The sequence below is a fragment of the Roseburia zhanii genome, from assembly GCF_014287635.1.
Classification (GTDB): Bacteria; Bacillota; Clostridia; order Lachnospirales; family Lachnospiraceae; genus Roseburia_B; species Roseburia_B zhanii.
This window is the reverse complement of sequence record NZ_JACOPH010000023.1, coordinates 1-23,032: the sequence shown is the minus strand read 5'-3', so window position 1 is coordinate 23,032 and position 23,032 is coordinate 1. Positions and strand designations below refer to the sequence as shown.

The following is a 23,032-nucleotide window of genomic DNA, read 5'->3' as shown; positions in this document are numbered from 1 at the left end:
ATCAAACTCTCATGTTCATGTCTGATCTTTGGTTCAAGGAAAAACTTGGCTTTCCTTGTTCCGTTCATCACTTCTGTGATGTTTACTGTTTTAAGGTTGCAACTTGCGTTGCTGTTCTTATGATTCTCAAAATCTTTCAAGGTTATTTCACTGTTTAGTTATCAATGTTCATTTGTTGTCGTTTCTTGCGACAGCTTTGATATTCTATCATCTCTCAGTCGCTTTGTCAACAACTTTTTCATTTTATTTTTTTCGCATCCGCTTTTCTTTCTTGCGGTCAGCTTATTTATAATATCATTCGTTCAATCAGTTGTCAAGAACTTTTTTGAACTTTTTCGACATTATTTTTGCCTTGCGAGCGGAGAAGGAGGGATTTGAACCCTCGCGCCGCTATTAACGACCTGCACCCTTTCCAGGGGTGTCCCTTCGGCCAGCTTGGGTACTTCTCCGAATGAATAAATATATTCTGTTGTAATCATATTACCAAATATGATTGAGCGGAGAAGATGGGATTCGAACCCATGCGCCCTTTCGGACAAACGGTTTTCAAGACCGCCTCGTTATGACCACTTCGATACTTCTCCGTATTTATTTTTACAAACGCTTTACAAATCAGCGCAAAAATGATTCTAGCACCATGTATACCTTTTTGTCAACAACTTTTTTACATTTTTTTCAATTTTTTCTAAAATAAGTTCTTTCTGTTGAAAAATGCAGTTTTCCATCACTATTCCTATATGTTCTGACTCGTTTTCAACAGGGCTTCTGCAACTGTGATATCTTCTGGTGTCGTAATCTTCATATTATCATAACTGCCTTCTATCAGTTTTACCCTGACATCACTTTGATATTCAGCTACCATTGTATCATCTGTAATCCCTTCGACCTGTTTTGCAAGCACTTTTTCATAGGCTGCTAAGATCAACGGATAGGAAAAGGTCTGCGGTGTCTGTACCTGCCACACTGTTTCTCTTTTTGGTGTTGTGACTGTAAATCCACTTTTATCAACAATCTTAATCGTATCTTTGACAGGCATACCGACCGCACAGGCACGATATTTCTTTACCGTTTCTATAGAATGGTCGATCATCTCTTGCGATACAAACGGGCGTGCTCCATCATGGATCAGCACATAGCTGCTCCCTTCTGCTGCTAAAAGTCCTGCATAGACAGAGTTATACCGTTCTGCCCCACCGGACACGATCTTTGTCACTTTATCAAAATGATACGCCTGAACGATCTCTTTCTGACAGTATTCTTTCTCATTTGTCACTAAAATAATCGTATCTACACTGCTTTTTTGAAAAGCTGCTAAAGAATAATATAGTACAGGGTATCCTGCTAAAAGCATATACTGCTTTTTTACAGTGCCACCCATCCTCTTTCCGCTGCCTCCGGCAAGGACGATCGCAGTTATCTTCTCTGTCTGCATTATCTTTCTCCTAATTTCAGATTCGGTACGGCATTTAAGTCTAAACCGCTGCGAACACCTGCGATATATTCATAATATGCCGCTGCCCCTATCATTGCCGCATTATCGGTACATAGTATCGGTGATGGGCGGTAAAAGGCTACACCTCTTTTTGCGCATGCCTGTTCCATTGCATTTCTAAGTGTACCATTCGATGCCACACCTCCGGCGATCGCAAACTTTTTCATACCGGTTTCTTCTAATGCTTTTTCTACATTTCCGACTAACACATCGATCACTGCCTGCTGAAAAGACGCAGCAACATCTGCCTGATGAATCTCAATCCCTTTCATCTGACAGCCGTTAAGGTAGTTTAATACTGCTGATTTCATGCCGCTGAAGCTGAAATTATAGGCATCCCCTGATACGTGTGCCCTTGGAAATGAAATTGCCTTTGGATTTCCTTCATGGGACACTTTTTCAATCTTAGGGCCTCCCGGATAACCGAGTCCGATTGCTCTTGCTACTTTGTCAAAAGCCTCTCCTGCTGCATCATCCATTGTCCGTCCTAAGATCTCATATTTGCCATAATCTAATACTTTTACAAGGTGGGTATGTCCACCGGATACCACCAGACATAAAAACGGGGGCTCTAAATCTTTATTTTCAATATAATTTGCACTGATATGTCCTTCAATATGATGCACGCCTACCAGCGGGATTTTTTTTGCATAGCTGATTGCTTTTGCTTCTGCCACACCGACTAAAAGTGCCCCTACTAAGCCCGGTCCATAGGTAACACCGATCGCATCGATATCATCTAAGGTCATCTGTGCTTCTTTTAATGCTTCTGTGATCACCTGATTGATCTTTTCAATATGCTTTCTTGATGCAATCTCAGGCACTACGCCTCCATATAATGTATGCAGCGCTATCTGGGAAGATATGATATTCGAACGGACATCCCGCCCATTTACCACAACTGCTGCTGCCGTTTCATCACAGGAGCTCTCAATCGCCAGAATACGGATTTCTTCTTTACTGCTCATCTTCTGTTGTATCTCCTTTGTCTAATTCAAATGCAAGGATCTTCCATCTGCCCTCTGCATCTTTGCGGAGCACATAATTCTGGTTGCTCTTAGAAAATCCTTCACTGTCTTTCACAAAATAGGAAGCTGCCACATATGCGCACTCTGCCCCATCAACTGTTGCAAATTTCACATCGTTGCTGTCACATACCGATGCGTTATTGATCGTCCGCTTCTTCTCATGGTAACTTTCCACTTCTGTCTGCACACGAAGATAATACTGTTTTTCCGGATTATTATCGGCTAATTCATCATCCATGAGTTTGATTGCCTGATCTGTCAACTGTTTAAATTCTTCTTCGGTATAGTCCTCATTATAATAACAACATAAGATACGGTTATAAAATTTGACTACTTCCCTTGGTGTTTTCGGATAGCCTTTTCCATCTAAATCTTTTAAGATCACTTTCTGTACTTCTGTTAAGTCTTTTTCCTTAGAGACTCCATCTCTGTTAGACAGATAATAATAGTACCCTACCACTAAACAGATACAAACAATCCCGATCACGATCACTCTGATTTTCTTCATACGCTATTCCTCCTTAAAGTCTAATTCTATATTTCTTCCATCTGTGCCAAGACTTGCATTTGAAAAAATCTCTCTCACGGCAGGCATATAAGACTCTGCATGCACAAGGGATGGGCTAAAATGTGTCAGCCACAGTTCTTGTACCGATGCCTTTTTTGCTAATTCTGCTGCCTCATAGAATGTCATATGTTTATATTGTTTTGCTTTTGCAAGCTTTTCTTTTTCTGCATACATACCTTCACAGATAAACAGATCCGAATCTTTTGCTGCTTTTTCTATGCTTTCTGTCGGTCTGGTATCGGTACAGTATGTCAGCTTGATTCCTTTTCTCGGTGGTCCTAATACCATATCCGGTGTATAGACTTTTTCTCCATCTTCTACGGTCTGTCCATGCTGTAAAATGCTCCAATACTTCTGTGGAATGGCATTTGCCTTTGCCTGCTCCACCTGAAATCTGCCGCCTCTTGGTATTTCAATACTGTAGCCATAACAGGTAATATTATGGTTCACGCGGAATGCATGGATATGATATCCTGCAATCTCTATTTCTTCTTCCGGTGATGTCAGTTCTATATAGCGGATCTCAAATGGTAGTTCCGGTGCGATTGTCCGAAGTGCCCCGACTACCCTCTCTAAACCTTTTGGACCTATCATCGTCAATGGTTCTGACCGTTCTGCATTCCCCATTGTAAGGAGCAGTCCCGGCAACCCACTGATATGATCTGCATGGTAATGTGTAAAACAGATCACATCGATCGGTTTAAAACTCCAGCCCTGCTCTTTGACTGCGATCTGTGTTCCTTCTCCACAATCTATTAAAAGACTGCTGCCATTGTATCTTGTCATCAATGCAGTCAGCCAGCGGTATGGAAGCGGCATCATTCCACCGGTTCCTAATAAACAAACGTCTAACATGATCTCTCCTGTCCTAATCCTGATTGCTCTACATAATATGATTCATAACATATGCATCTTCATGGATATCTTTATAAAAATCCTTACGGACTCCCTGCCTGATAAATCCATGTTTTTCATAGAGATGAATAGCTGCTTCATTTGATACACGCACTTCTAAATAGAACCGGCTGACACCATGTTCATTTCCATACGCGGTCAGTTCCATCAATAGCTTATCGGCTATCCCCTGTTTCCGGCAGTCATCTCTGACAGCTACATTTACGATCTCTGCCTCATCTGCTGCCATATAGCATCCGCAATATCCCATAACATTTTCGCCTTCAACTGCTACTAAAAAGCAGGCGCTCTCCATCTGCAAAGCCTCTGTAAATCCTTTTTCTGTCCATGGATCTGTAAATGAAGCCGCTGCAATCTCTGCCATCTGTGGGATATCTTCTTTCTGCATTTTTCTAATCTGCGGCATGTTCTTTCTCCATTCGTTCTCGTTCTGCCTGTGAAAGCCTTAAATATTCCGGCTTATGTTCGGCTGCATCCATGATCTTTCCCTGCTTATAATATTCTTCTGCTAAAGCTGCTACCGCACCTGCCCGCTGCTTATTTAAATGTGCCGGTGCAAATGTATAACCGATTGTGCAATGTTCTGCAATATAATCACGAAAAACAGCTACTCCATCTCCTAAAAATACAACCGGTTTTCCTATATTATTTATTTCGGCTACTATCGCTGAAATTTCAACTGCACACTGCTCTTTTATTACCTGCATCTGATTTCCGTCAAACTGATACAGTCCTGTATAGGTCTGATTTCTTCTTGCGTCCATAAGCGGGCATACAAGATCTCTGTGTCCACACAGATTATATGCAAGTGCATCAACAGTCGGTATCTGTATGACCGGCTTGTCTAATGCTAAGGCAAGACCTTTGACGGTTGCAGAGCCTATCCTAAGTCCCGTAAACGAACCCGGTCCACCTGCGACTGCGATCGCATCTAATGTATTTAAATCTAATTCGATCATGTCTGCTAATTCATCTAACATCGGAAGTAATGTCTGGGAGTGTGTTTTCTTATAATTCATCGTAAATTCCCCTAACAGGTTGTCATCCATAACAACTGCCACACTTGCTACCAATCCTGAACTGTCTACTGCTAATATTTTCATGCTTCCACCTCTGTTACTGTGATTTTCCGATAATCAAATCCTTTTTCTAAATCTTTTTCGATCACGATATCTTTTCTTTTTTTAGGAAGGATCTCCTCTATCAGGTTCGCCCATTCGATCATCGTCAGTCCTTCCCCGTAAAAATAATCTTCATAACCAATCTCATCCATTTCTTCTATATCACCGATCCGATATACATCAAAATGGTAAAATGGCATCCGTCCGGTATCATATACCTGCACAATCGTAAATGTCGGGCTGTTGACCGGTTCTGTGATCCCTAACCCTTCAGCGATCCCCTTGGTAAAAACAGTTTTTCCTACACCTAAATCTCCGATCAGGGTATAGACCTCTCCGGCTTTCGCTTCTTTTCCTAACCGTCTGCCAAGTTCTGCTGTTTCTTTTGCTGAATATGTTTCATAGATTGTCTGCATTATAAATCCTCTTATTTCATTTTTACTCTGTATGTTGGCAGATGGCTGCCTGCTAATTCCTGTAATTGTCCATAATATTCTGCTATCTGTACCCGTGGAAGGATATATGCATTAATACGGTTACTGTAGATGTATACATATTCTTTTGTGGAAATGATCTTATAAATCTGTTCCCATGGCAGATCCGCCGATGCATCATTCTGTGATGTATGGATTCCCTGATCATCGATCAGATAATGCAGTGCATTCTGCAATTCTATCGACATCAGAAACTGCCGTTTGGAACGAAGATACAGATTCAATGGCATATAAAAAAGGAATACCACTCCTACTGCTGCATAAAGCACGGTATAGACAGATTCTACAAATCCGTATGTTTTTATTGTTACAATAAAACTCAATACTGCTAACACGATCGATATGATCCCCTGACTTCCTGTATAGGCATGATGCATACTGAAACGATACATATCCTTATCTGTCAATGTAATGTCAAATTCTATCTTCATGCAATTCCTCCTGCTAATTCATATTGAGAAGTATAGCATTGTTTTTCAAATTTCACAAGTTCCCCTGAATCTGGCAGTAAACAATAATTTTCGTACAATTCAGATACAATTCGACAAATCACTGACTTTTTTATGCATTACAAATTCATATTTTCACATTTGAAATGTCAATATTTTTTTTCGGTTTTTTTTAAATTTCAGCAACTTTATCGCAATGTAACAAAACATCTGTTCTTATTTTCATTGGTTTTACACGTTGATTTTCTGTCTATTTTTGTGGATAACGTGGATAACTTGGTGTATAACTAGATTTTTTCTGATTTTTGGCATTTTTCAATGTGGATAACTATCCACAGTATTCCACAGCTATTTTTTACTCTTTTCTTATTTTTTTCGACAACATTCCGGTATTTGTGCATTTTGTATAATCATCATTATTTTGAATTATATTCTGATTTTGCAGGAATTGCATTTTTGCTTTCATTATTCTGCAGATTACATATAACAGAAAAAAACCATCTTCTCCATAACGGGAAAGATGGTTTTTTTCTGTTTATCCTGATTTCAATACTAGAATATTCTTCGTACTGCTAAAATCTGCTTATAATCTGCCGGAGAGGTATATTTGATACCTGATGCCGGTGTACTTGCATGAACGATCGTATTATTACCTACATAAATTGCAACATGTCCGCTGTAGCAGATGATGTCGCCCGGCTGCATCTCTGATGGACTGACTCCATATCCAACTCCCTGCATTGCCGATGAGGAATGTGGAAGTCCTACTCCAAATGCTGCATATACTGACATAACGAACCCTGAACAGTCAGCTCCATTTGTAAGGCTTGTACCACCATATACATACGGGTTGCCGACGAACTGACATGCATAACCTACAACTGCACTTCCGCCTGAACCGCTTGGTGCAGATGAAGATTTGCCGGAAGAACTCTTAGATGCTGATTTCTTCTCTGCGGCTGCCGCTGCTGCTTCTCTTTCTGCTTCTTCCTTTGCAAGCCTTGCTTCTTCTTCTGCTTTTGATTCTGCTGTGACAAATTCAATGGATTTGCTTACATAATCATTGGATACATATCCATCGCCTTCTTCAATCGCTACCTTTGTCCAGCCATCTACAGATTCATCTGTGATCGTAAGTTTCTCCTGATCTGGTACCATTCCAAGTACATCGGACTCGGTTGTTGGTTCTGTACGGACAAATAATGTTTCTGTATGTACGGTTGCAACTCGTCTGCTTACCTGCTTTGCAAGTTCTTCATTATCACGAACTACAAACTCACTTTTTACATAACCTGTTACATTTCCGGATGTGATCTGATACCAGTCACCCTCTGTTCCCGTTACTGTTGCTGCTGAATTATTATATAATTTACCGACAACATTTCCTTCTTCACTTGCTGCATCTCTAACATTGACATAATTGTCAACCTGTGCGATCGCAATGTCTGCATATTCAGATTTTTCTTCTGCTGTGTCGTCTATTGCCACTTCTTCGCTTGCAGTTGCTTCACTGATCGCTGCTTCTTCTGCTGCTGCAGATACGCAGTCAGCTACTTTTAATGAAATTCCGGCAGATGTCGTGGAAAATGCATTTTTTGCTTCATCTGTCAATGCGGTTTTCATAATGGCTGCCGCTCCTGCAGCCGGCACTTCTGCACGAGCAGCGGAAGGTGCTGCACAAAGTGTCATGGCTGTTGCCATACAACATACTGTTACACGCAAAGCTTTACGGTTCATATTCATGGAAATTGTCCTCCAAATACTACATCTTTATCTTTTATCTGTTACGAAATTGTTACATTTATTACGTGGTTATTATAGCAAATAGATGTTATCTCGTCAATAGCCTTAATATTACAATTTTCGTATACTTTTTTCTGTAATCTCGATCTTTCTTTCCTTATAAAGATGTCCTACTGCGCGTTTGAATGCATTCTTGCTCATCTGTATTTCCCGCTTGATGACTTCCGGTGATGCCTTGTCATTAAATGGAAGGACACCTGCATATTCGTCGATCACTTCTAAGACTTTCTGTGCGTCTGCATCCATCTGCAGATATGCCTTTTCACGTAAGGTCAGATCTAACTTGCCATCTGGTTTTACATTTGTGATCCTTGCTTCGATCACATCTCCGATCCGTAAATGACTGCAATCTTCAAATGCCGGTATCATAGCGGAATATTTATCATCTACTGCTACAAAGGTTCCAAAATTATCGCTGAACTCATAAACCCTGCCTGATACATTCATTCCTTTTTCATATGGGGAATCTTTTTCTAACAGATCATAGATGCCTTTCATCGTTGCGCATAATCTCCGGCTTTTATCTATATATAAGGTAACTAAAATTTCATCTTCCGGCTGTACTTTTGCTGTCATCTCTTTAAATGGAAGAAACAGGTCTTTCTCTAAGCCCCAGTCTAAGAATGCACCAATCTTTCCCACTTCTAATACTTTTAATACGGCTGTCTGTCCGAGCATGAGATATGGTTCATTTGTCGTTGCGATCAGACGGTCTTTGGAATCTTTATATAAAAATACTTCTAACTCATCACCGACTCTGGTATTTTCCGGCACCTGTTTTGCCGGCAGAAGCACTCGTGTTTCATCATCTTCATGCTCTGCTAAATAAATACCAAATTCTACTCTTTTGATTACTAATAATCTTTGTTTTTCTCCTAATTTCATACTTTATCCTCCATAAACTGTACAACTGCATAAGGTTTTCCCTGCTCATTTTCTAACGCTACAACTGCCTGATGGTCTTTGATTTTCACTTTCGGATATATCACATCCCCAAGTACGGCTGCTTTCTTATATTCTACCCGCAGTTCCCTTACTTTAAAATCCTCCGGCAGATATTCTTCTGCCATCATCACATATTTGCTGTTATTGACATGCTGGTTTGTATCAATACAGAATCTTCCTGCACGGATCTGTTCTTTTTCTTCCATAGCATCCGGCAATGGAATCTTTCTGTCTGCTGTTTCCATCTCAAATGGGGGTTCTAGCTGATAAGTTTCTGCTACTTCCTGCGACACCCGCACCGGCCGTCCGGTGGCTGTATCGATATATACCCAGACAGAATTTGCATAAACTATGATGTTTCCTGCTTCGTCTTCAATCTTAAAATTACGGTTTCCCATAAATCCTTTAAACTCATATGGCCATGTGTATGCTGAGATTTTTTCTCCCATCTTAGGATACCGGTCGATCACTACCTGCCATGCAGATAAGACCCATGCCCGCTCATGCTCTTTCAGATAATCAATCCCTATCTCTAAATGTTCGGAATGAAATGTACAGCAGTCCTGCAATATATCTAAAACTGCCGGCAGAGTCATATATCTGTCTGCATCAATCTCACTGTATCTTACTACACTATCAAATCGAAACATGCCATCCTCCTGCTTTCTGCTATATATGAAAAACTTTTTTCGTTACGATAAAACAAAAAGCATCACTTACGTGATGCCTTAGTAACTGGCCCACAAGGATTCGAACCTTGAAATGACGGAGTCAGAGTCCGTTGCCTTACCATTTGGCGATGGGCCATTATTTTATGTTGTCTGTCGTGTTGATCACTCAACAATGGCTATTATACATACCTTGATACGACTTGTCAACACTTTTTTTAAAAAACTTTTATTTCTTTGTCGATAACTGCAAATGAAACTTCTTCCCCCCAGTGAAACCGGGCATTTCCGCCTGTTCCATCTGTGATATCCTCTGTTAATTTCTGCCCTGCTCCATCAGGAACCATCACAGAAAGTTCTACTGCATCCGTATAGACTGTATCCATGGTCACAATATTCTGCTGTGCAAGAATATACTGGATCTTTCCTAACCCATTATAATCTGTCTGTATCGTAAGCTTTCTTCCGGGCTGCTTGTCTATGACAGTACTATTCGCAAGTCCTTCCTGTACAGCTTTTTGATAAGCACGCACTAACCCTCCTGTTCCAAGCAGTGTTCCTCCAAAATACCTCGTAACAACCACTGCCACATTATGGATTTCCTCCCGGAGCAGCACATCTAACATCGGCCGCCCTGCTGTCTGGCTTGGTTCTCCATCATCGGAACATCTTGACAATTCCTGATTGTTTCCTATTACAAATGCAGAACAGTTATGTCTGGCATCCCAGTACTTCTTTTTCATTTCTGCAATAAATGCTGTCGCTTCTTCTTCTGATCCTACCGGACGAACCGTTGCTATAAATCTGGATTTTTTTTCTACGATCTCGCCTTCGCCACCCTGATATACTACTTTCATATCCTATACTCCTGCCTGTGAACTTGATTCTTTTCGATTTTAACATGAGTATCTGTCTGAATCAATGAAAAAAGGGTACTTTTATTATAGAATACTTTTTGTTATAATAGATTCGTTAAAAAGGAGGCTTATTATGAACTATGGAAAAAATAGTACACGTAAGCGTGAAAAAGAGCTTACATCAAAAGGTACTATGATTTGCAAAAAATTCACTATAATTTTCTTAAAAACTCTGCTTGTATGCCTCTTAGCGATCTTTATTATCGGCGGATGCGCAGGGTTTGGTATTTTAAAGGGAGTAATCGATGCAGCACCGGAGATCAATCTTGACGATGCTACTCCGACCGGTTTTCTTTCCACAGTACTCGATACGGATGAAAACCAGATCGCAACCTTAGTAGCCACCGGTTCTAACCGTGTCTATGCTACGATCGATGAGATCCCTGAGAATCTGCAACATGCATTTGTAGCGATCGAAGATGAACGTTTTTATGAGCATAACGGAATCGATCTCAAAGGTATTCTGCGTGCCGGTGTAAAAGGAATCGCAAGCGGTGGACATTTTTCAGAGGGTGCAAGTACGATCACCCAGCAGCTTTTAAAGAACAATGTCTTTACAAGCTGGACGAGCGAATCTTCTTTTGCAGACAAGTTAGAGCGTAAGATCCAGGAACAGTACCTTGCTGTACAGCTTGAGAAAAAAGTGTCAAAAGACTGGATCTTAGAAAATTACTTAAACACGATCAACCTAGGACAAAATACTTTAGGTGTGCAGTCTGCATCCAGAAGATATTTCAATAAGGATGTTTCAGAACTGACTTTATCGGAATGTGCAGTCATAGCTGCCATTACCCAGAATCCATCCCGTTTCAACCCGATCAGTAATCCTGATAAAAATAAAGAACGGCGGGATAAAGTATTAAACAATATGCTCACACAGGGATACATTTCACAGGAAGAATTTGACGATGCGATCGCAGATGACGTCTATGAGCGTATTCAGGTCGTTAATACCGTTACCGAAGAAGAATCTGTTACTTCTTATTTTGTAGATGAACTGACAGATCAGGTCATTCAGGATCTGATCGACTTAAAAGGCTACACAGAAACACAGGCTTATAAAGCACTTTATAACGGCGGATTGACGATCTACTCCACACAGAACTCTGCCCTGCAGGCAATCTGTGATGAAGAAGTCAATAATGCAGACAACTATCCGTCCAACACCAAATCTTCCTTCTCTTACCGTCTGACGATTGAAAAAGCAGATGGAAGTTTTGCGAATTACAGTGAACAGACCATGCTTTCTTACTATCAGGCTTCAAACAGCGATTACAGCATTAATTTTGCTTCTATTGAGGATGCACAGGCTGCGATCGACCAGTATAAAGCGGATATTATGGAAGAAGGCGATAAGATCGTTGAAAATGGTGAAACGGTCACCTTTACACTCCAGCCACAGGCTGCCTTAACGGTTATGAACCAGCAGACCGGCGAAGTCGTTGCTCTCGTAGGCGGACGAGGTGATAAGACTGCCAGCAAGACGTTAAACCGTGCGACTGACACCACCAGACAACCGGGTTCTACATTTAAGATCCTTGCTGCATATGCACCTGCACTCGACAGTGGTGGACTGACTTTAGCTTCTGTACAGGATGATGCCCCATATTCTTATGAAAATGGTACTTCCTTAAGAAACTATGATAATTCTTACCGTGGCTTTACAACACTACGTGAAGCGATCACACACTCCATTAATATCGTAACAGTAAAAACTTTGACAGAGATTGGCACGAACCTTGGATATAGTTATCTTAAAGACTTTGGCTTTACAACTTTAGTTGATGATGATAACAATCAGGCTCTTGCTTTAGGTGGCATCACAAAAGGTGTTACAAACCTTGAACTGACTGCTGCTTATGCTACGATCGCTAATCAGGGAACTTATATCAAACCGCGTTTTTATACAAAGATCCTTGACCATGACGGAAATGTTTTGATCGACAACACGCCGCAGACGCATGGTGTCCTTAAAGATTCTACCGCATGGCTGCTTACAAATGCCATGGAAGATGTTGTGACGAAAGGTACCGGTACTGCCGTAAACTTCGGTAACATGGCGATCGCCGGAAAGACCGGTACAACTACAAAGAACAGAGATGCTTTATTTGCCGGATTTACTCCATATTATACCTGCGTTGTCTGGGGTGGATATGATGATAATACTCCACAGGCAAGCGGTACAACTTCCTATCCAAAAGCGATCTGGAAAGCGGTTATGAGGCGTATCCATGAGAATCTGGAATATCAGGATTTCACCATGCCTGGTGACATCACAACGGCAACTGTATGTAAGAAATCCGGTAAACTGGTCGTTCCGGGACTCTGTGATGCTGATCCACGCGGAAGTATGGTATCGACGGAATATTTTGCAGAGGGTACAGTTCCTACAGAATATTGTGACCATCATGTAAATGTTACGATTTGTGCAGAATCCGGTATGTTAGCCACGGAATTTTGTCCGAACCGTGTCGGCGGTGTATATATTACCGGTGGTTCTCCGGGATCTGCTGATGGACCGTATCTGTTATCTGAAAATTCTGCAACAAATACCTGTCCACTGCATACTGCACCTTCAGCTCCGCAGCCTGCACCAGATACCAGTGCAGATACCAATAGCAGTCTGGGTGACAGCAGCAAAGACAAGAAGAAAAATAACGACAAGAACAGTGACAAGAAACCCGATAAGACTGTAGACAAAACACCGACAACGGATAAGAAACCTGATTCTGACAGCAATAACAACAGTAACAGTAATCAGGATGATGCAGAGGATGAATAAAGAAAACTTCTTCTCTGACAAAAATCGCCCAGACCGTAAAGGTCTGAGCGATTTTCTTACTTATGTCATTTAATCTAATGCATCGGATACTGTTGGAATATACGATCAACGACTGATCTGTATTCTGCTATGGTCTGGGCTTTTTTAATTTGTTTTGCATATTTATCTCTGCCTTCTATTGCAAACCATTCGATCATGTAAAACCATAATTCTTTCATACGGAACAGCACATTGCGATCTCCTGAAAGCATCTCCATATAACCTTCTAAAATATGATCGTGAAGATTTTTTATCTGTTCTACCGTTGCCGGTACATCTTCTAAGATTTCCTGTATCAAGCCCGGATTCCTTAATAAACCACGTCCTAACATCACGCCATCTAAATGTGCATTACGTTCTGTCAATATCTGATAATCTTCTTTGCAAAAAATATCTCCATTGTAGATCAGTTTTCCGTTATAATGCCCTGCTGCCCATAAGAAGATTTCCTGATCAGGAGGCTTCTTATAGTAATCTTTTAAGCAGCGGGGATGTACGATCAGTTCTTCAATCGGATATTTCTGATAAATCTCTAACAACCGGTAGAACTCCTCTCCCGTATCAATTCCGATTCTGGTCTTGATGGAGATCTTAACATCTGCTTTTTCATATATTGTTTCTAAAAATCCATCAAGGGCTTCTGGTTCTGCTAAAAATCCTGCTCCTTTTCCTTTTGCTGTCACTGTTCCTGACGGACAGCCTAAGTTCAGATTGACTTCCTCATATCCCATTTCCTGAAACGTATGCACTGCCCGCAAAAAATCCTCTGCCTGGTTCGTCAGTATCTGCGGTATCAGTGTTAATGTACTGTTATTTTCCGGGAAAATATCACGTAATTCTTTCTGTTTAAAATCCCGGTTCTGATGTGGAACAATAAACGGTGAGAAATATTTACTGATCCCTGAAAAAACGGCTTCGTATGCATTTCTGTACACATATCCGGTGATCCCCTCCATCGGGGCAAAATAAAATTTCATATTTTAATAGAACTGGAAGATACCGGAAACATTTTCATAATCGCTGTCCCAGTCACCATTGATGCCGGAACCTGTTCCAGATATGATCACTTTGTTCTTGTTATTCACTTTCTTCGTCTTGATTCCTTTATTCGATGATGGGAACCAGCCGCCATATTTCTTGTCAGCTTCTAGTTTTCCACCCTGACGTAGTTTAATATTGTCAAAGGTTGCTTTCACCTGATCGCCATTTAATCTGACAGCACCTTCTACACGGATATATACTGCCTGATTTGCAAGTCCTGCATTTGAGAAACTGCCGATCTTCTTATAATCAAGATATACATTACCATTTCCTTTTTTATCGACCGTCATCATCATATGATAAGTTTTACCAGGCTGTAATTCCCGATTTCCCGGTCTGCTGTAACTCTGACCGCCCGCTGCATTGGACGCAACATTCTCGATCATTGCCATTGCTTTTCCTGTATAAGGAGCGGATGCGCATTTATCATACTGGATTCCATAAGATACTGCAGAAGTCGGCGTACACAATACCAGTTTTGCATGATATCCGCTACCGGAACCTGTCAGGGTAATATCTGCTTCGATCGCAGTCAGTGCTTTTGTATTCGCCAGTGTTGCACCTTTTTTCATTTTTATTTTTTTTGACTTGCTCCAGTCACTATATTTTTTTACGCCTCCGGCTTTATAGTAACTGCGCATTCGTACATAGTAGGTTTTTCCCGGTATTACATTGGTAATCTCTGTGTTTGAACTTCCTTTCTTTGCAGTTACTTTTTTAGCGCCTTTAAAGCTTTTCTTCGTTGCATAACTGATCTCATAACCTGCTGCTTTACTATTCTTTTTGTAAGTAACTTTCATGCTTGCCGGTGTAGATGATTTTACGGATTTGATCGATGGTGCATTTAATTTCCATTGTGCATACAGGGTGATCGTCTGTCCGTTGTATTCTGCTGCTGCAAGCTGTGTAACATCGGCTGCATCTGCGTAAGCTGTACCTGTTCCGTCTGCTGCTGTATTCCAGCCGGTAAATGTAAATCCACTTCTTGTAAATACATTTGATGTCAATGATGTAGATACGTTTGATGCTGATGTCAGACTGTTCATAACTCCCGAACCGCCATTTGCATCAAAAGTGACTGTCACACTGTAAACTGCGTCCTGCTCTACTCCGACACCTAAGGCTGATACATCTGCTGCTTCTGCTGCGAAAACCGGCTGCATACAAAATGTCAGCCCAAACAGCATACCTAATACTACTAATTTTTTCTTCATCTGCTACTCCCTCTTTCTTCTTTTTTTAATTTTATACTATGATGTACCTGAATCGTTTCATTGCTATGCAATTTCCGCAATCCCTGAACATTTCATATTCTGATCTTATAATTTGAATTGTCCGATCACATGATCAAAATCTCTGACGATCGATTCATTCTGCTGCACTGAATCATTGATCGTCTGGATCTTCTTATTGACTTCTTCAATGCCAGCAAAATTTCTCTTTGCATTTTCCATTTCTTCTTCAAAACCGCTTGAAATTTCTGCCGCATTATCCATGATCTGTCCCATACTCTGCTGTAATTTCTTCATAAAATCAACCAGACTCATCATCTGATTGCGGAACATTACAGTATCGTTATGATACTCCTGTCCGGTATGGACTAAAATATCATAATCCTGCATAACCTGTGAATTTACAACATGAAGCAGTTCAAATGCTGAAGATGAAAGTTCTTCTACTAACTGAATGACAAATGTATTGATCTCACTGATTTCTCCTGCTGTCTTTGTCGATTCATCTGCTAACTTGCCAATTTCTGTTGCAACAACCGCAAAGCCTTTTCCAAGTTCTCCTGCTCTGGCTGCTTCTATACTGGCATTTAATGCAAGCAGATTTGTCTGGGAAGAAATTTCTACAATATCTCCGGTTAATTTCTGGATCTGCTCTACCTTTTTTGCTTCTTTGATCTTTTCCTCTAAATTGCTGCCGATCCTTTCCATCACAGACTGTATATTCTTCTTTGCATCTACGGCATCTTTTTCTAACTGTGAGGATTTTTTGCTCACTTCTCCTACATAGTCTGCCTTCTGAACGGTTTCTTCCATGATACTGTCTGTCAGGGAACTGCTTTCCTCTGCATCCTGTGCAATAACTTCAACCATGGAACTCATCTGCCCGATCTGCTCTACCATCGTATTGATCGTTGTTGTGATCGCATTTATTTTTTCTGCTGATGAAGACATATTTCCATTGATCTGTGTGGTCATCTCGAGCAGGACATTCTCACTATGACGGATCTTCGTCATAATATCCCGCAGATTCTTAAGAAATATATTCATATTTCCTGCAATAGAACCTACTTCATCTGTGGATCTTACGTCAATCTGCCTTGTCAGATCTCCTTCACTGTCCGCAAGTTCTTTTAACTTTGCATCGATAATTCGGACATTTTTTGTCAACAGACTACTGATCAGATATGCCAGTATGATACTTATAATCACACCAATTCCTTCTGCTAACAGAAAATTCCGTATATAAGATGCAATCTGCTGGTCAATAGCTGCTACAGAACAGTCCACGCCGACAATTCCTACCTGCTTTCCAGAATGATCATATACGGGTGAAAATCCACTGTAGAATCTTCCCCATTCATCCGATGTGATATCCTTGTCGATCACTGTTTCTCCTTCAAATGCCTGATCCATTTCCGCATAACTTTCATAGGATTCACCGACCGACGCCCCCTTAGCGGTATCTGCATCTACAATAAAAGAAACTTTTCCGTTTTCTTTCCGCATGGTATATATATATTCCACTTCATTTCCCTGCAAAAAACTCTGCAAAGTCGTAAGTACCTGTTCATAACTGTCTGTTCCTTCATCGCCCTGATGTATAGCATCTAAGATATCGCCATCTATATTGGCTGCTGCCATCTGTGCCGCATCCATCGTATGCTGTTTACTCTGTGCTAACAGACTGTTTTTCGTCTGCATAATCCCAATGCCGCCGATCAAGCCACCTACGAAAAGCGTACAGGCTACCATGCCGCATGAAACTTTTGCACGGATACTGATCCTCGTTTTTTTCATCTTATCACTCCTTTGCTGACTAATCTTATTTTATCATAATCTCTTGATCTGCGACAATAAATTCAGGAAAGTTTTCCTCTATAATATAAAAAACTGCCATACCAGATCTGGTATGGCAAGTTTTATTATGAGCAAATCTGTTTTATTTTTTCACTTTTACTTTCTTAGCGGCAGAAAGCTTCGCATATACATACATGCCGTTTTCTGACTGCTTGATCGGTGCTGCTTTATAGTAATAAGTCTTTCCACCTGTTACATTGTTGTCTGTATAAGAAGTAGATGTTGTAGTTCCAATCTGAATATAAGTACCACTTTTCTTCGTAGAACGGTAGATTGCATAACCTTTTACTTTTGATGCTTTCTTGATTTTAATCGTAACTGTACCCTTCTTAGAACTCTTAACAGAAGAAATCTTTGTTGCTTTTACAGATACATTGGTATATACAACTTTTGCAGATTTACTGCTGCCAATACTGCTGCTGTCTGTATAATTCTTTCCTGCACCATTCGCTGCTTTTGTATATGCTACTACATAATAATAGTATTCTGTACCGAGTTTTGGTCCCTGATTCATAATGACTTTCTTTGTTTTTAAAGAACCATCTGCATTCTTCTGGTAACGTCCATAACTGCCGGTATAATAACCACCTTCAGAATAATCGCTATCGGAAACAAACTCTGGGTCTGTATTTTTATTGTAAGCAGTATCTTCTGTTTTTAAAGCCAGACGTGTCAGGGAAACTGTTCTATCTACTACACTGGTACCTGTGATATCAGATGTCTTATAAGCTGTCACACTATCATAAAATGTATTTCCGCTTAAAGCATTTGAAATATCTGAACTATAGGTATAAGTTCTTTTTGCTCCTGTATCACTTACCTTTGTCGGTACAAGGCTGATGCCGGCACTGGTATCCTGATAATTGGTTTCGTATACCAATGTTGTTGAACCACCCTCAGTTGCATAGCCTTTTGTAGTATTATTATAAAGTGTTGCATCCTTTGTAGAACGGTATACGCGATAGAAATCTGCTCCGGCTACCGGACTCCAGCTGATCTTGATACCCTCTGCAGTCTGAACCGCTTTGACACCTTTGACAGTTGCAACCTTTGGAGCAACTGTGATATTGTCTATTCCGTTATAGAACTTGCTGCCCTTATACGGACGGATACGGTAGGTAACACTTGCCCCACCTGCTGCAACTTTTGGGAAGGTAAAGGATGTTGCTTTTTTACCTAATGTCTTATATGCTTCATATTTTCCAGTTGTATTATTTACCTTTTCGATCTTATAACCGGAAATTCCTGTCATCTTATTCCACTTTACAACATAGTTTCCACCAGATGTATAATAACGTGTATTTCCTACCATGTTTTTAGCTGATAAATATACAGAAGAATATTCATCAAGATAATATTTATCTTTGCCGATCGTACGGTATGCACGTACACAATAGGTATAATAAGCACCTTTTGTCAGCTTTTTGTCGGTATATTTGACAGTTTTTGCTTTCTTGATCGTCTTTACCAACTTCATGCTGCTAAAATTCTCTGTACCTACACCGTTTTTTAAATTATAAGCAGAACTATCGGTAGTCTTACGATAAATCTCATAACCGGATGCACCTTTAACTTTTGACCATGTCAATTTTGCTGATGTTTTACTTGCTGCACTGACATTTAAATTCAGAGTCGTTCCCCATGTAACAGCACTACGCTGTTCCCATGCAGTATAAACGGTCTTCTTTGTTGCCTGGTTATAAGCATATCCTCTGACACGATAGGTATATTCTGTATCGGCTTTCAATCCTTTATCTAAATAATCACTTCCCTGCTGTGCAAGAGTAATCCATTTCTTTCCATCTTTACGCTGGTACTGATAGCCTGTTACTGTTCCATTTGCATATGGTTTCAAGCGGATACTGTCTTTGGTCACTACAAAAGTCAGATCTCCAAGTTCACTTGCAGGCACCTTGTAAGTAGTAGTTACTTCTGCACTCTTTCTGCTTTCTGCTGTAAGCCCGGCTGCTGTATAATCAAAATTCGGATTATATACATATGCTTTTAAATAAATCGTATCATCCGGCTGAAAATCGCTGTAACTGATATAAAGATCATCTACAGATCCATCCTGTGCATCGATTGTTCCTGAATACGCATATGCACTCTCGGATGCTGCACTGTCATATTCTGCATTATTTGCGCAGGTGTACTTAATATATTCTCCATTCTGCAATGCAGATGGTGCAAAGGAGAAGGTTACTCCATCATCATCTGTTTCCTTAACAGTAATTGCTGTTAAAGCAGTAACTGCCTTGCTTGTAGAAGTCCTTATTACCCCTGTATATACTGCCGGATTGATTGAAGCCGGATATTTATACAGATCATAAGTTGTTGTGCCATTTACCGTCTTTTCCCTTTGGATATCATATGCCACATCTTCTGCATAAAGCAGTGTATATTTGCCCGATGTGCTGTCATAGGAATAAATTCCCCATACATATTTATTCTGTGCCTCAATCCACTCTCTGTGGTATGTACCGGCAACATTTGCTGCCACCTGACAGATCTCTGAAGAATTGCATGCTGTGATCTTAATTGTATATACGGCATCAGCAGTAAAAGATTCATCTAAATTATCCAAATCATAATATACTGCACTGGTTGATGCAGAATCTACAGCCTTTCCGGCTGCATCATATGCCTCTATGCGGTACATACTTGCATTTGGAACTTTATTCCATGATAAAACCTTTGTTGCCGGATCATAAGCCACTCCGGTAACATCTGCTAATACTGCACTTGTTACAACTTTGGCTCCTAATGCATCGACATCACTCTTTTCCGCTTCTGCTGTCAGGTCACCTTCTGTGACTGTTCTGTCTGCAAGTGAATCATCACTTTCAAGTACTGCGTCCTCTGATGCTAATGCAGCTTCTGTAGTATCTGCTAAAACTGCTCCTGCTTCACCAAACAGCATTGCTGCTGATAATGACAGGCAGAGGATCATTTTCACAACTCTCTTCTTCATGTTTTTTCTCCTTTTAAGGTTTATTATTTGAGGCTGCCCTCACTTCCTATCTTAATTGTTTTGTTAAATATGTCAACCGTTTTATAACAGAATTTATAACCTATATTATTTCTTGATTTATATGATTCGAGTGTCAAAAAATGGCTCACAACTTAGTGACACATAAATTGCACAAAGCTGCCAATCAAAAAAACAGAAACCACCTTTTGACACCCATACCATTTATATACTTTGGTTAGTTGCATATTACTGTAAATACTGAAGTAAAGCTGTACAGCCTTCTAAAACATCCTCATAAGTTTCATCAAAATTGCCGGTATACCATGGATCTGCAATGTCCCTGCCTGAACCGGCAAAGGATAACAGCTTGTATATTTTACGCTCTGCATCTCCTCCTGCTATCCTTGTCATGTTACGGATATTTGCTGTGTCCATACCGATCAGATAATCATATGCATCATAATCTGCTTCCGTCATCTGGACTGCACGATGTGGAACAAGTGGGATGTGCATCTGTTTTAACTTTTTCACTGTCCCATAGTGCGGCGGGTTGCCGATTTCCTCTCGGCTGGTGGCGGCTGAAGAAACAGTGATCTGGTTGGATAAATTGTTTTGGTTGATGAGGTGTGTCATCACGCTTTCTGCCATGGTGCTACGGCAGATGTTGCCATGGCAAACAAATAATATTTTTATCATGCCTTAAAAACTCCTTGAAAATACTGATTTTCCTTGATTTTACGCCACTTTATACGATTTGCTGTGATAGAGTATTTTCTTTGTTTTCGTCGCATATCGTGGCATAAATTCGTATATTTTGTCATCCAAATTTAGTAAAAATCTTAGTAAAACAGCTCGATTTTCTCATTTTACTAAAGACTTTTTCCACTTAGGTTTTCTTTTAGTTGTATCATTATTTTAAAATTTTAAGCCATTTTAGCATATTTGCCAAGTTCTTCCTTGGCATCCTCTGCTCCCAGATGCGTATATGTATTCAATGTAACTCCTATATCAGAATGCCCCATTAAATATTGAAGTGTCTTGGGATTCATTCCGCTTTTTGCCATGTTGCTGCAATAGGTATGTCTGCAAACATGAGGTGTGATCTTAGGTAATTGTTCCTTATAGATTCGATTATGTTTTGCCAATGCCCACTCAAAATGTTTTTCCCAATGTAAGGCAACTTCCGGCATATCTTTCTTATCCAAAAACAAAAATCCCTTATATTCATCAATCACAGGTTCCTTCTTGGGTTTTTTCCGATTTTCAACAATACGCTTAAAACATTCATACACTTCCTCAGTCATAGGAATGATTCTGGTTCCACTTGACGTTTTGGTATCTTCAATAACATACTTCATATCTCTGGTTCTTTGAAGCTGATGATTTACACTGATTTGCTTTTCTTCAAAATCAATATCGGAAAGTGTCAATCCGCAGAACTCTGAAATACGAAGTCCGGTTTTAAAGAGGATAAACATACCATCATAGTATCGTTTATAATGCTCATCATTCTTAATAAATTCCAAGAACTTTCTTTCTTGTTTTCTGGTTATGGCTTCTCTTGTTACACTATCGTTTACAACTACTGTACATAGTTGAAACTCGAACGGATTTTTACGAATCAAATCATCATCTACAGCCATTTGAAAAGCAGGTCTTACCACTCCCCGTACTGAATGAATGGTGCTATATCCCCTACCATCTGCCTGAAGCTTAATCAACCATGCTTTTGCATCTGATAGTTTTACCTTATCAATCCTTTTGGCACCAAATTTCTCTTTCTTAATAATGTTGATAACAAAGTTATAATTCGCTTCTGTATTATGACGAACACCTGTCTTTTGACCGATATACTTTTTTACCAACTCAAGAACTGTCAAATTATCACCATAAGGAGTAATGCCATCATTTATATCCCTTAATATGACTTTTTCCTTTTCTCTAAGTGACTGGCAAGGTCTTCTTCCTACCGGAAGAGGATCTGTCGACTCCAACTTCCAACTGTAAAGAAATTTCTGTTTTCCAAAGCAGTCTGTATAAACAAATGCATATCTTCCATCCGCTCGCTGGCTTTCTCCGTTTCGTAAAATACGTCCTTTTTTATCACGTCTTTTCTGATTGCGATTTCTTTCACTCAAACGTCTTTGCTCCTTTCTACGAAGAAGCCCTAGCACGACAACCATATTATATCATACCAGGGCGGCATTTACCACTTTAAAGTGATAAAGTTTCGTATTTTTCATTTCTACAAGGAAGTGGTTTGATTAAGAAATTCTTCAAATTTATGCCGATTAATCAACGATTTATTCCCAACCTGCACCGTAAAACAATAATCAGTATCAGTATTTTCAGAAATCAGCATCCTTATCTTCTTTTCACCAATTCCAAAATATTGAACAGCCTCATCGACCGTTAACATATATTTTTCCCAAATCGGAACCATCTTTCCCTTCATTTTTGCTTCTATGTTATCTATTATGAACACCTCCATATCTTCAAAATAGGCAGCACTTTATCTGCCCATGACAAACAGGAACCAATGCTCCTATCTCTCATCAACAGATAACAAAAAAATCCATACAGGTGGCAGGTCATTACTCTGCCCACATCGGTCTTGCACCGTCATTCAAATTGACCGGACTGCAAATTTCCTTACAATCCGGAAGTATCATTATCACGGATATGCTTCATCGCCCTGTGTTACTGCCAC

At 40.1% G+C, this 23,032-nt stretch carries 20 protein-coding genes and 3 tRNA genes; 1 reads left to right on the top strand and 22 read right to left on the bottom strand.

Features of this window, described 5'->3' with window-relative positions:
* Window positions 1-359: 359 nt before the first annotated feature.
* From H8S17_RS15260 to H8S17_RS15190, 15 genes are all read right to left on the bottom strand, one after another.
* A tRNA-Ser gene (locus H8S17_RS15260) sits at window positions 360-449 on the bottom strand.
* 49 nt (window positions 450-498) lie between these two features.
* Window positions 499-584: transfer RNA gene (locus tag H8S17_RS15255), tRNA-Ser, on the bottom strand.
* 149 nt (window positions 585-733) lie between these two features.
* On the bottom strand, window positions 734-1,432 hold the full coding sequence (gene ispD / locus H8S17_RS15250; RefSeq protein ID WP_186867826.1) for a 2-C-methyl-D-erythritol 4-phosphate cytidylyltransferase: 699 nt from the start codon (window positions 1,430-1,432) through the stop codon (window positions 734-736).
* Complete coding sequence (gene tsaD / locus H8S17_RS15245) at window positions 1,432-2,460, bottom strand: tRNA (adenosine(37)-N6)-threonylcarbamoyltransferase complex transferase subunit TsaD (protein WP_178051477.1); 1,029 nt, start codon at window positions 2,458-2,460, stop codon at window positions 1,432-1,434. Before tsaD ends, ispD begins: the two co-directional genes overlap by 1 nt.
* Complete coding sequence (locus H8S17_RS15240; RefSeq protein WP_186867825.1) at window positions 2,450-3,028, bottom strand: DUF6715 family protein; 579 nt, start codon at window positions 3,026-3,028, stop codon at window positions 2,450-2,452. The genes tsaD and H8S17_RS15240 overlap by 11 nt, the downstream gene beginning before the upstream one ends.
* A 3-nt stretch (window positions 3,029-3,031) precedes the next feature.
* Window positions 3,032-3,943: a ribonuclease Z gene (locus H8S17_RS15235; RefSeq protein WP_186867824.1), complete on the bottom strand. Its 912-nt coding sequence runs from the start codon at window positions 3,941-3,943 to the stop codon at window positions 3,032-3,034.
* A gap of 28 nt (window positions 3,944-3,971) precedes the next feature.
* Window positions 3,972-4,409, bottom strand: a complete 438-nt coding sequence (gene rimI / locus H8S17_RS15230; RefSeq protein WP_178051474.1) for a ribosomal protein S18-alanine N-acetyltransferase — start codon at window positions 4,407-4,409, stop codon at window positions 3,972-3,974.
* Window positions 4,396-5,106, bottom strand: coding sequence for a tRNA (adenosine(37)-N6)-threonylcarbamoyltransferase complex dimerization subunit type 1 TsaB (gene tsaB / locus H8S17_RS15225; protein ID WP_178051473.1), 711 nt, complete (start codon window positions 5,104-5,106; stop codon window positions 4,396-4,398). Before tsaB ends, rimI begins: the two co-directional genes overlap by 14 nt.
* A complete protein-coding gene (tsaE, locus tag H8S17_RS15220; RefSeq protein ID WP_178051472.1) occupies window positions 5,103-5,540 on the bottom strand; it encodes a tRNA (adenosine(37)-N6)-threonylcarbamoyltransferase complex ATPase subunit type 1 TsaE in 438 nt (145 codons plus the stop codon). The genes tsaB and tsaE overlap by 4 nt, the downstream gene beginning before the upstream one ends.
* Window positions 5,541-5,551: 11 nt before the next feature.
* Window positions 5,552-6,049 (bottom strand): YcxB family protein, encoded by a 498-nt coding sequence (locus tag H8S17_RS15215; protein ID WP_186867823.1) that lies wholly within the window; start codon window positions 6,047-6,049, stop codon window positions 5,552-5,554.
* 570 nt (window positions 6,050-6,619) lie between these two features.
* Entirely contained in the window at window positions 6,620-7,804 is a 1,185-nt protein-coding gene (locus tag H8S17_RS15210) for a C40 family peptidase (protein WP_186867827.1), read from the bottom strand.
* A gap of 117 nt (window positions 7,805-7,921) precedes the next feature.
* On the bottom strand, window positions 7,922-8,755 hold the full coding sequence (locus H8S17_RS15205; RefSeq protein ID WP_186867822.1) for a CvfB family protein: 834 nt from the start codon (window positions 8,753-8,755) through the stop codon (window positions 7,922-7,924).
* A complete protein-coding gene (locus tag H8S17_RS15200; protein ID WP_186867821.1) occupies window positions 8,752-9,465 on the bottom strand; it encodes an acyl-[acyl-carrier-protein] thioesterase in 714 nt (237 codons plus the stop codon). The genes H8S17_RS15205 and H8S17_RS15200 overlap by 4 nt, the downstream gene beginning before the upstream one ends.
* Window positions 9,466-9,550: 85 nt before the next feature.
* A tRNA-Gln gene (locus tag H8S17_RS15195) sits at window positions 9,551-9,622 on the bottom strand.
* A 79-nt stretch (window positions 9,623-9,701) separates the two neighbouring features.
* Window positions 9,702-10,340, bottom strand: a complete 639-nt coding sequence (locus H8S17_RS15190; protein WP_186867820.1) for a YigZ family protein — start codon at window positions 10,338-10,340, stop codon at window positions 9,702-9,704.
* A 133-nt stretch (window positions 10,341-10,473) separates the two neighbouring features.
* Here H8S17_RS15190 and H8S17_RS15185 point away from each other — a divergent pair, with 133 nt between their 5' ends.
* Entirely contained in the window at window positions 10,474-13,182 is a 2,709-nt protein-coding gene (locus tag H8S17_RS15185; RefSeq protein WP_186867819.1) for a transglycosylase domain-containing protein, read from the top strand.
* Between the two features lie 74 nt (window positions 13,183-13,256).
* Here H8S17_RS15185 and H8S17_RS15180 read toward each other — a convergent pair whose 3' ends face one another.
* The 7 genes from H8S17_RS15180 to H8S17_RS15150 all read right to left on the bottom strand — a co-directional run bounded on the left by H8S17_RS15180 (window position 13,257) and on the right by H8S17_RS15150 (window position 22,777).
* On the bottom strand, window positions 13,257-14,177 hold the full coding sequence (locus H8S17_RS15180) for a tRNA dihydrouridine synthase (RefSeq protein ID WP_330595815.1): 921 nt from the start codon (window positions 14,175-14,177) through the stop codon (window positions 13,257-13,259).
* A 24-nt stretch (window positions 14,178-14,201) separates the two neighbouring features.
* Window positions 14,202-15,476: an InlB B-repeat-containing protein gene (locus H8S17_RS15175; protein WP_186867817.1), complete on the bottom strand. Its 1,275-nt coding sequence runs from the start codon at window positions 15,474-15,476 to the stop codon at window positions 14,202-14,204.
* Window positions 15,477-15,581: 105 nt separating this feature from the next.
* Complete coding sequence (locus tag H8S17_RS15170) at window positions 15,582-17,291, bottom strand: methyl-accepting chemotaxis protein (RefSeq protein ID WP_178051464.1); 1,710 nt, start codon at window positions 17,289-17,291, stop codon at window positions 15,582-15,584.
* Window positions 17,292-17,433: 142 nt separating this feature from the next.
* Window positions 17,434-20,322 carry a fibronectin type III domain-containing protein gene (locus H8S17_RS15165; protein WP_186867816.1) on the bottom strand — a complete coding sequence of 963 codons (2,889 nt, stop codon included), beginning with the start codon at window positions 20,320-20,322 and terminating at the stop codon, window positions 17,434-17,436.
* Between the two features lie 246 nt (window positions 20,323-20,568).
* On the bottom strand, window positions 20,569-21,018 hold the full coding sequence (locus H8S17_RS15160) for a low molecular weight protein-tyrosine-phosphatase (RefSeq protein ID WP_186867815.1): 450 nt from the start codon (window positions 21,016-21,018) through the stop codon (window positions 20,569-20,571).
* Window positions 21,019-21,245: 227 nt separating this feature from the next.
* Window positions 21,246-22,460, bottom strand: coding sequence for a site-specific integrase (locus tag H8S17_RS15155; protein ID WP_186867814.1), 1,215 nt, complete (start codon window positions 22,458-22,460; stop codon window positions 21,246-21,248).
* A 107-nt stretch (window positions 22,461-22,567) separates the two neighbouring features.
* Complete coding sequence (locus tag H8S17_RS15150) at window positions 22,568-22,777, bottom strand: excisionase (protein ID WP_117465537.1); 210 nt, start codon at window positions 22,775-22,777, stop codon at window positions 22,568-22,570.
* Window positions 22,778-23,032: the final 255 nt, after the last annotated feature.

Coding starts and splice junctions, on each gene's coding strand:
- H8S17_RS15170 (WP_178051464.1), bottom strand. CDS start 17,291: ATGAAAAAAACGAGGATCAGTATCCGTGCAAAAGTTTCATGCGGCATG.
- tsaD (WP_178051477.1), bottom strand. CDS start 2,460: ATGAGCAGTAAAGAAGAAATCCGTATTCTGGCGATTGAGAGCTCCTGT.
- H8S17_RS15175 (WP_186867817.1), bottom strand. CDS start 15,476: ATGAAGAAAAAATTAGTAGTATTAGGTATGCTGTTTGGGCTGACATTT.
- tsaE (WP_178051472.1), bottom strand. CDS start 5,540: ATGCAGACAATCTATGAAACATATTCAGCAAAAGAAACAGCAGAACTT.
- H8S17_RS15200 (WP_186867821.1), bottom strand. CDS start 9,465: ATGTTTCGATTTGATAGTGTAGTAAGATACAGTGAGATTGATGCAGAC.
- H8S17_RS15165 (WP_186867816.1), bottom strand. CDS start 20,322: ATGAAGAAGAGAGTTGTGAAAATGATCCTCTGCCTGTCATTATCAGCA.
- rimI (WP_178051474.1), bottom strand. CDS start 4,409: ATGCCGCAGATTAGAAAAATGCAGAAAGAAGATATCCCACAGATGGCA.
- H8S17_RS15185 (WP_186867819.1), top strand. CDS start 10,474: ATGAACTATGGAAAAAATAGTACACGTAAGCGTGAAAAAGAGCTTACA.
- H8S17_RS15215 (WP_186867823.1), bottom strand. CDS start 6,049: ATGAAGATAGAATTTGACATTACATTGACAGATAAGGATATGTATCGT.
- H8S17_RS15180 (WP_330595815.1), bottom strand. CDS start 14,177: ATGGAGGGGATCACCGGATATGTGTACAGAAATGCATACGAAGCCGTT.
- tsaB (WP_178051473.1), bottom strand. CDS start 5,106: ATGAAAATATTAGCAGTAGACAGTTCAGGATTGGTAGCAAGTGTGGCA.
- H8S17_RS15205 (WP_186867822.1), bottom strand. CDS start 8,755: ATGAAATTAGGAGAAAAACAAAGATTATTAGTAATCAAAAGAGTAGAA.
- H8S17_RS15160 (WP_186867815.1), bottom strand. CDS start 21,018: ATGATAAAAATATTATTTGTTTGCCATGGCAACATCTGCCGTAGCACC.
- H8S17_RS15150 (WP_117465537.1), bottom strand. CDS start 22,777: ATGAAGGGAAAGATGGTTCCGATTTGGGAAAAATATATGTTAACGGTC.
- H8S17_RS15210 (WP_186867827.1), bottom strand. CDS start 7,804: ATGAACCGTAAAGCTTTGCGTGTAACAGTATGTTGTATGGCAACAGCC.
- H8S17_RS15235 (WP_186867824.1), bottom strand. CDS start 3,943: ATGTTAGACGTTTGTTTATTAGGAACCGGTGGAATGATGCCGCTTCCA.
- H8S17_RS15190 (WP_186867820.1), bottom strand. CDS start 10,340: ATGAAAGTAGTATATCAGGGTGGCGAAGGCGAGATCGTAGAAAAAAAA.
- ispD (WP_186867826.1), bottom strand. CDS start 1,432: ATGCAGACAGAGAAGATAACTGCGATCGTCCTTGCCGGAGGCAGCGGA.
- H8S17_RS15240 (WP_186867825.1), bottom strand. CDS start 3,028: ATGAAGAAAATCAGAGTGATCGTGATCGGGATTGTTTGTATCTGTTTA.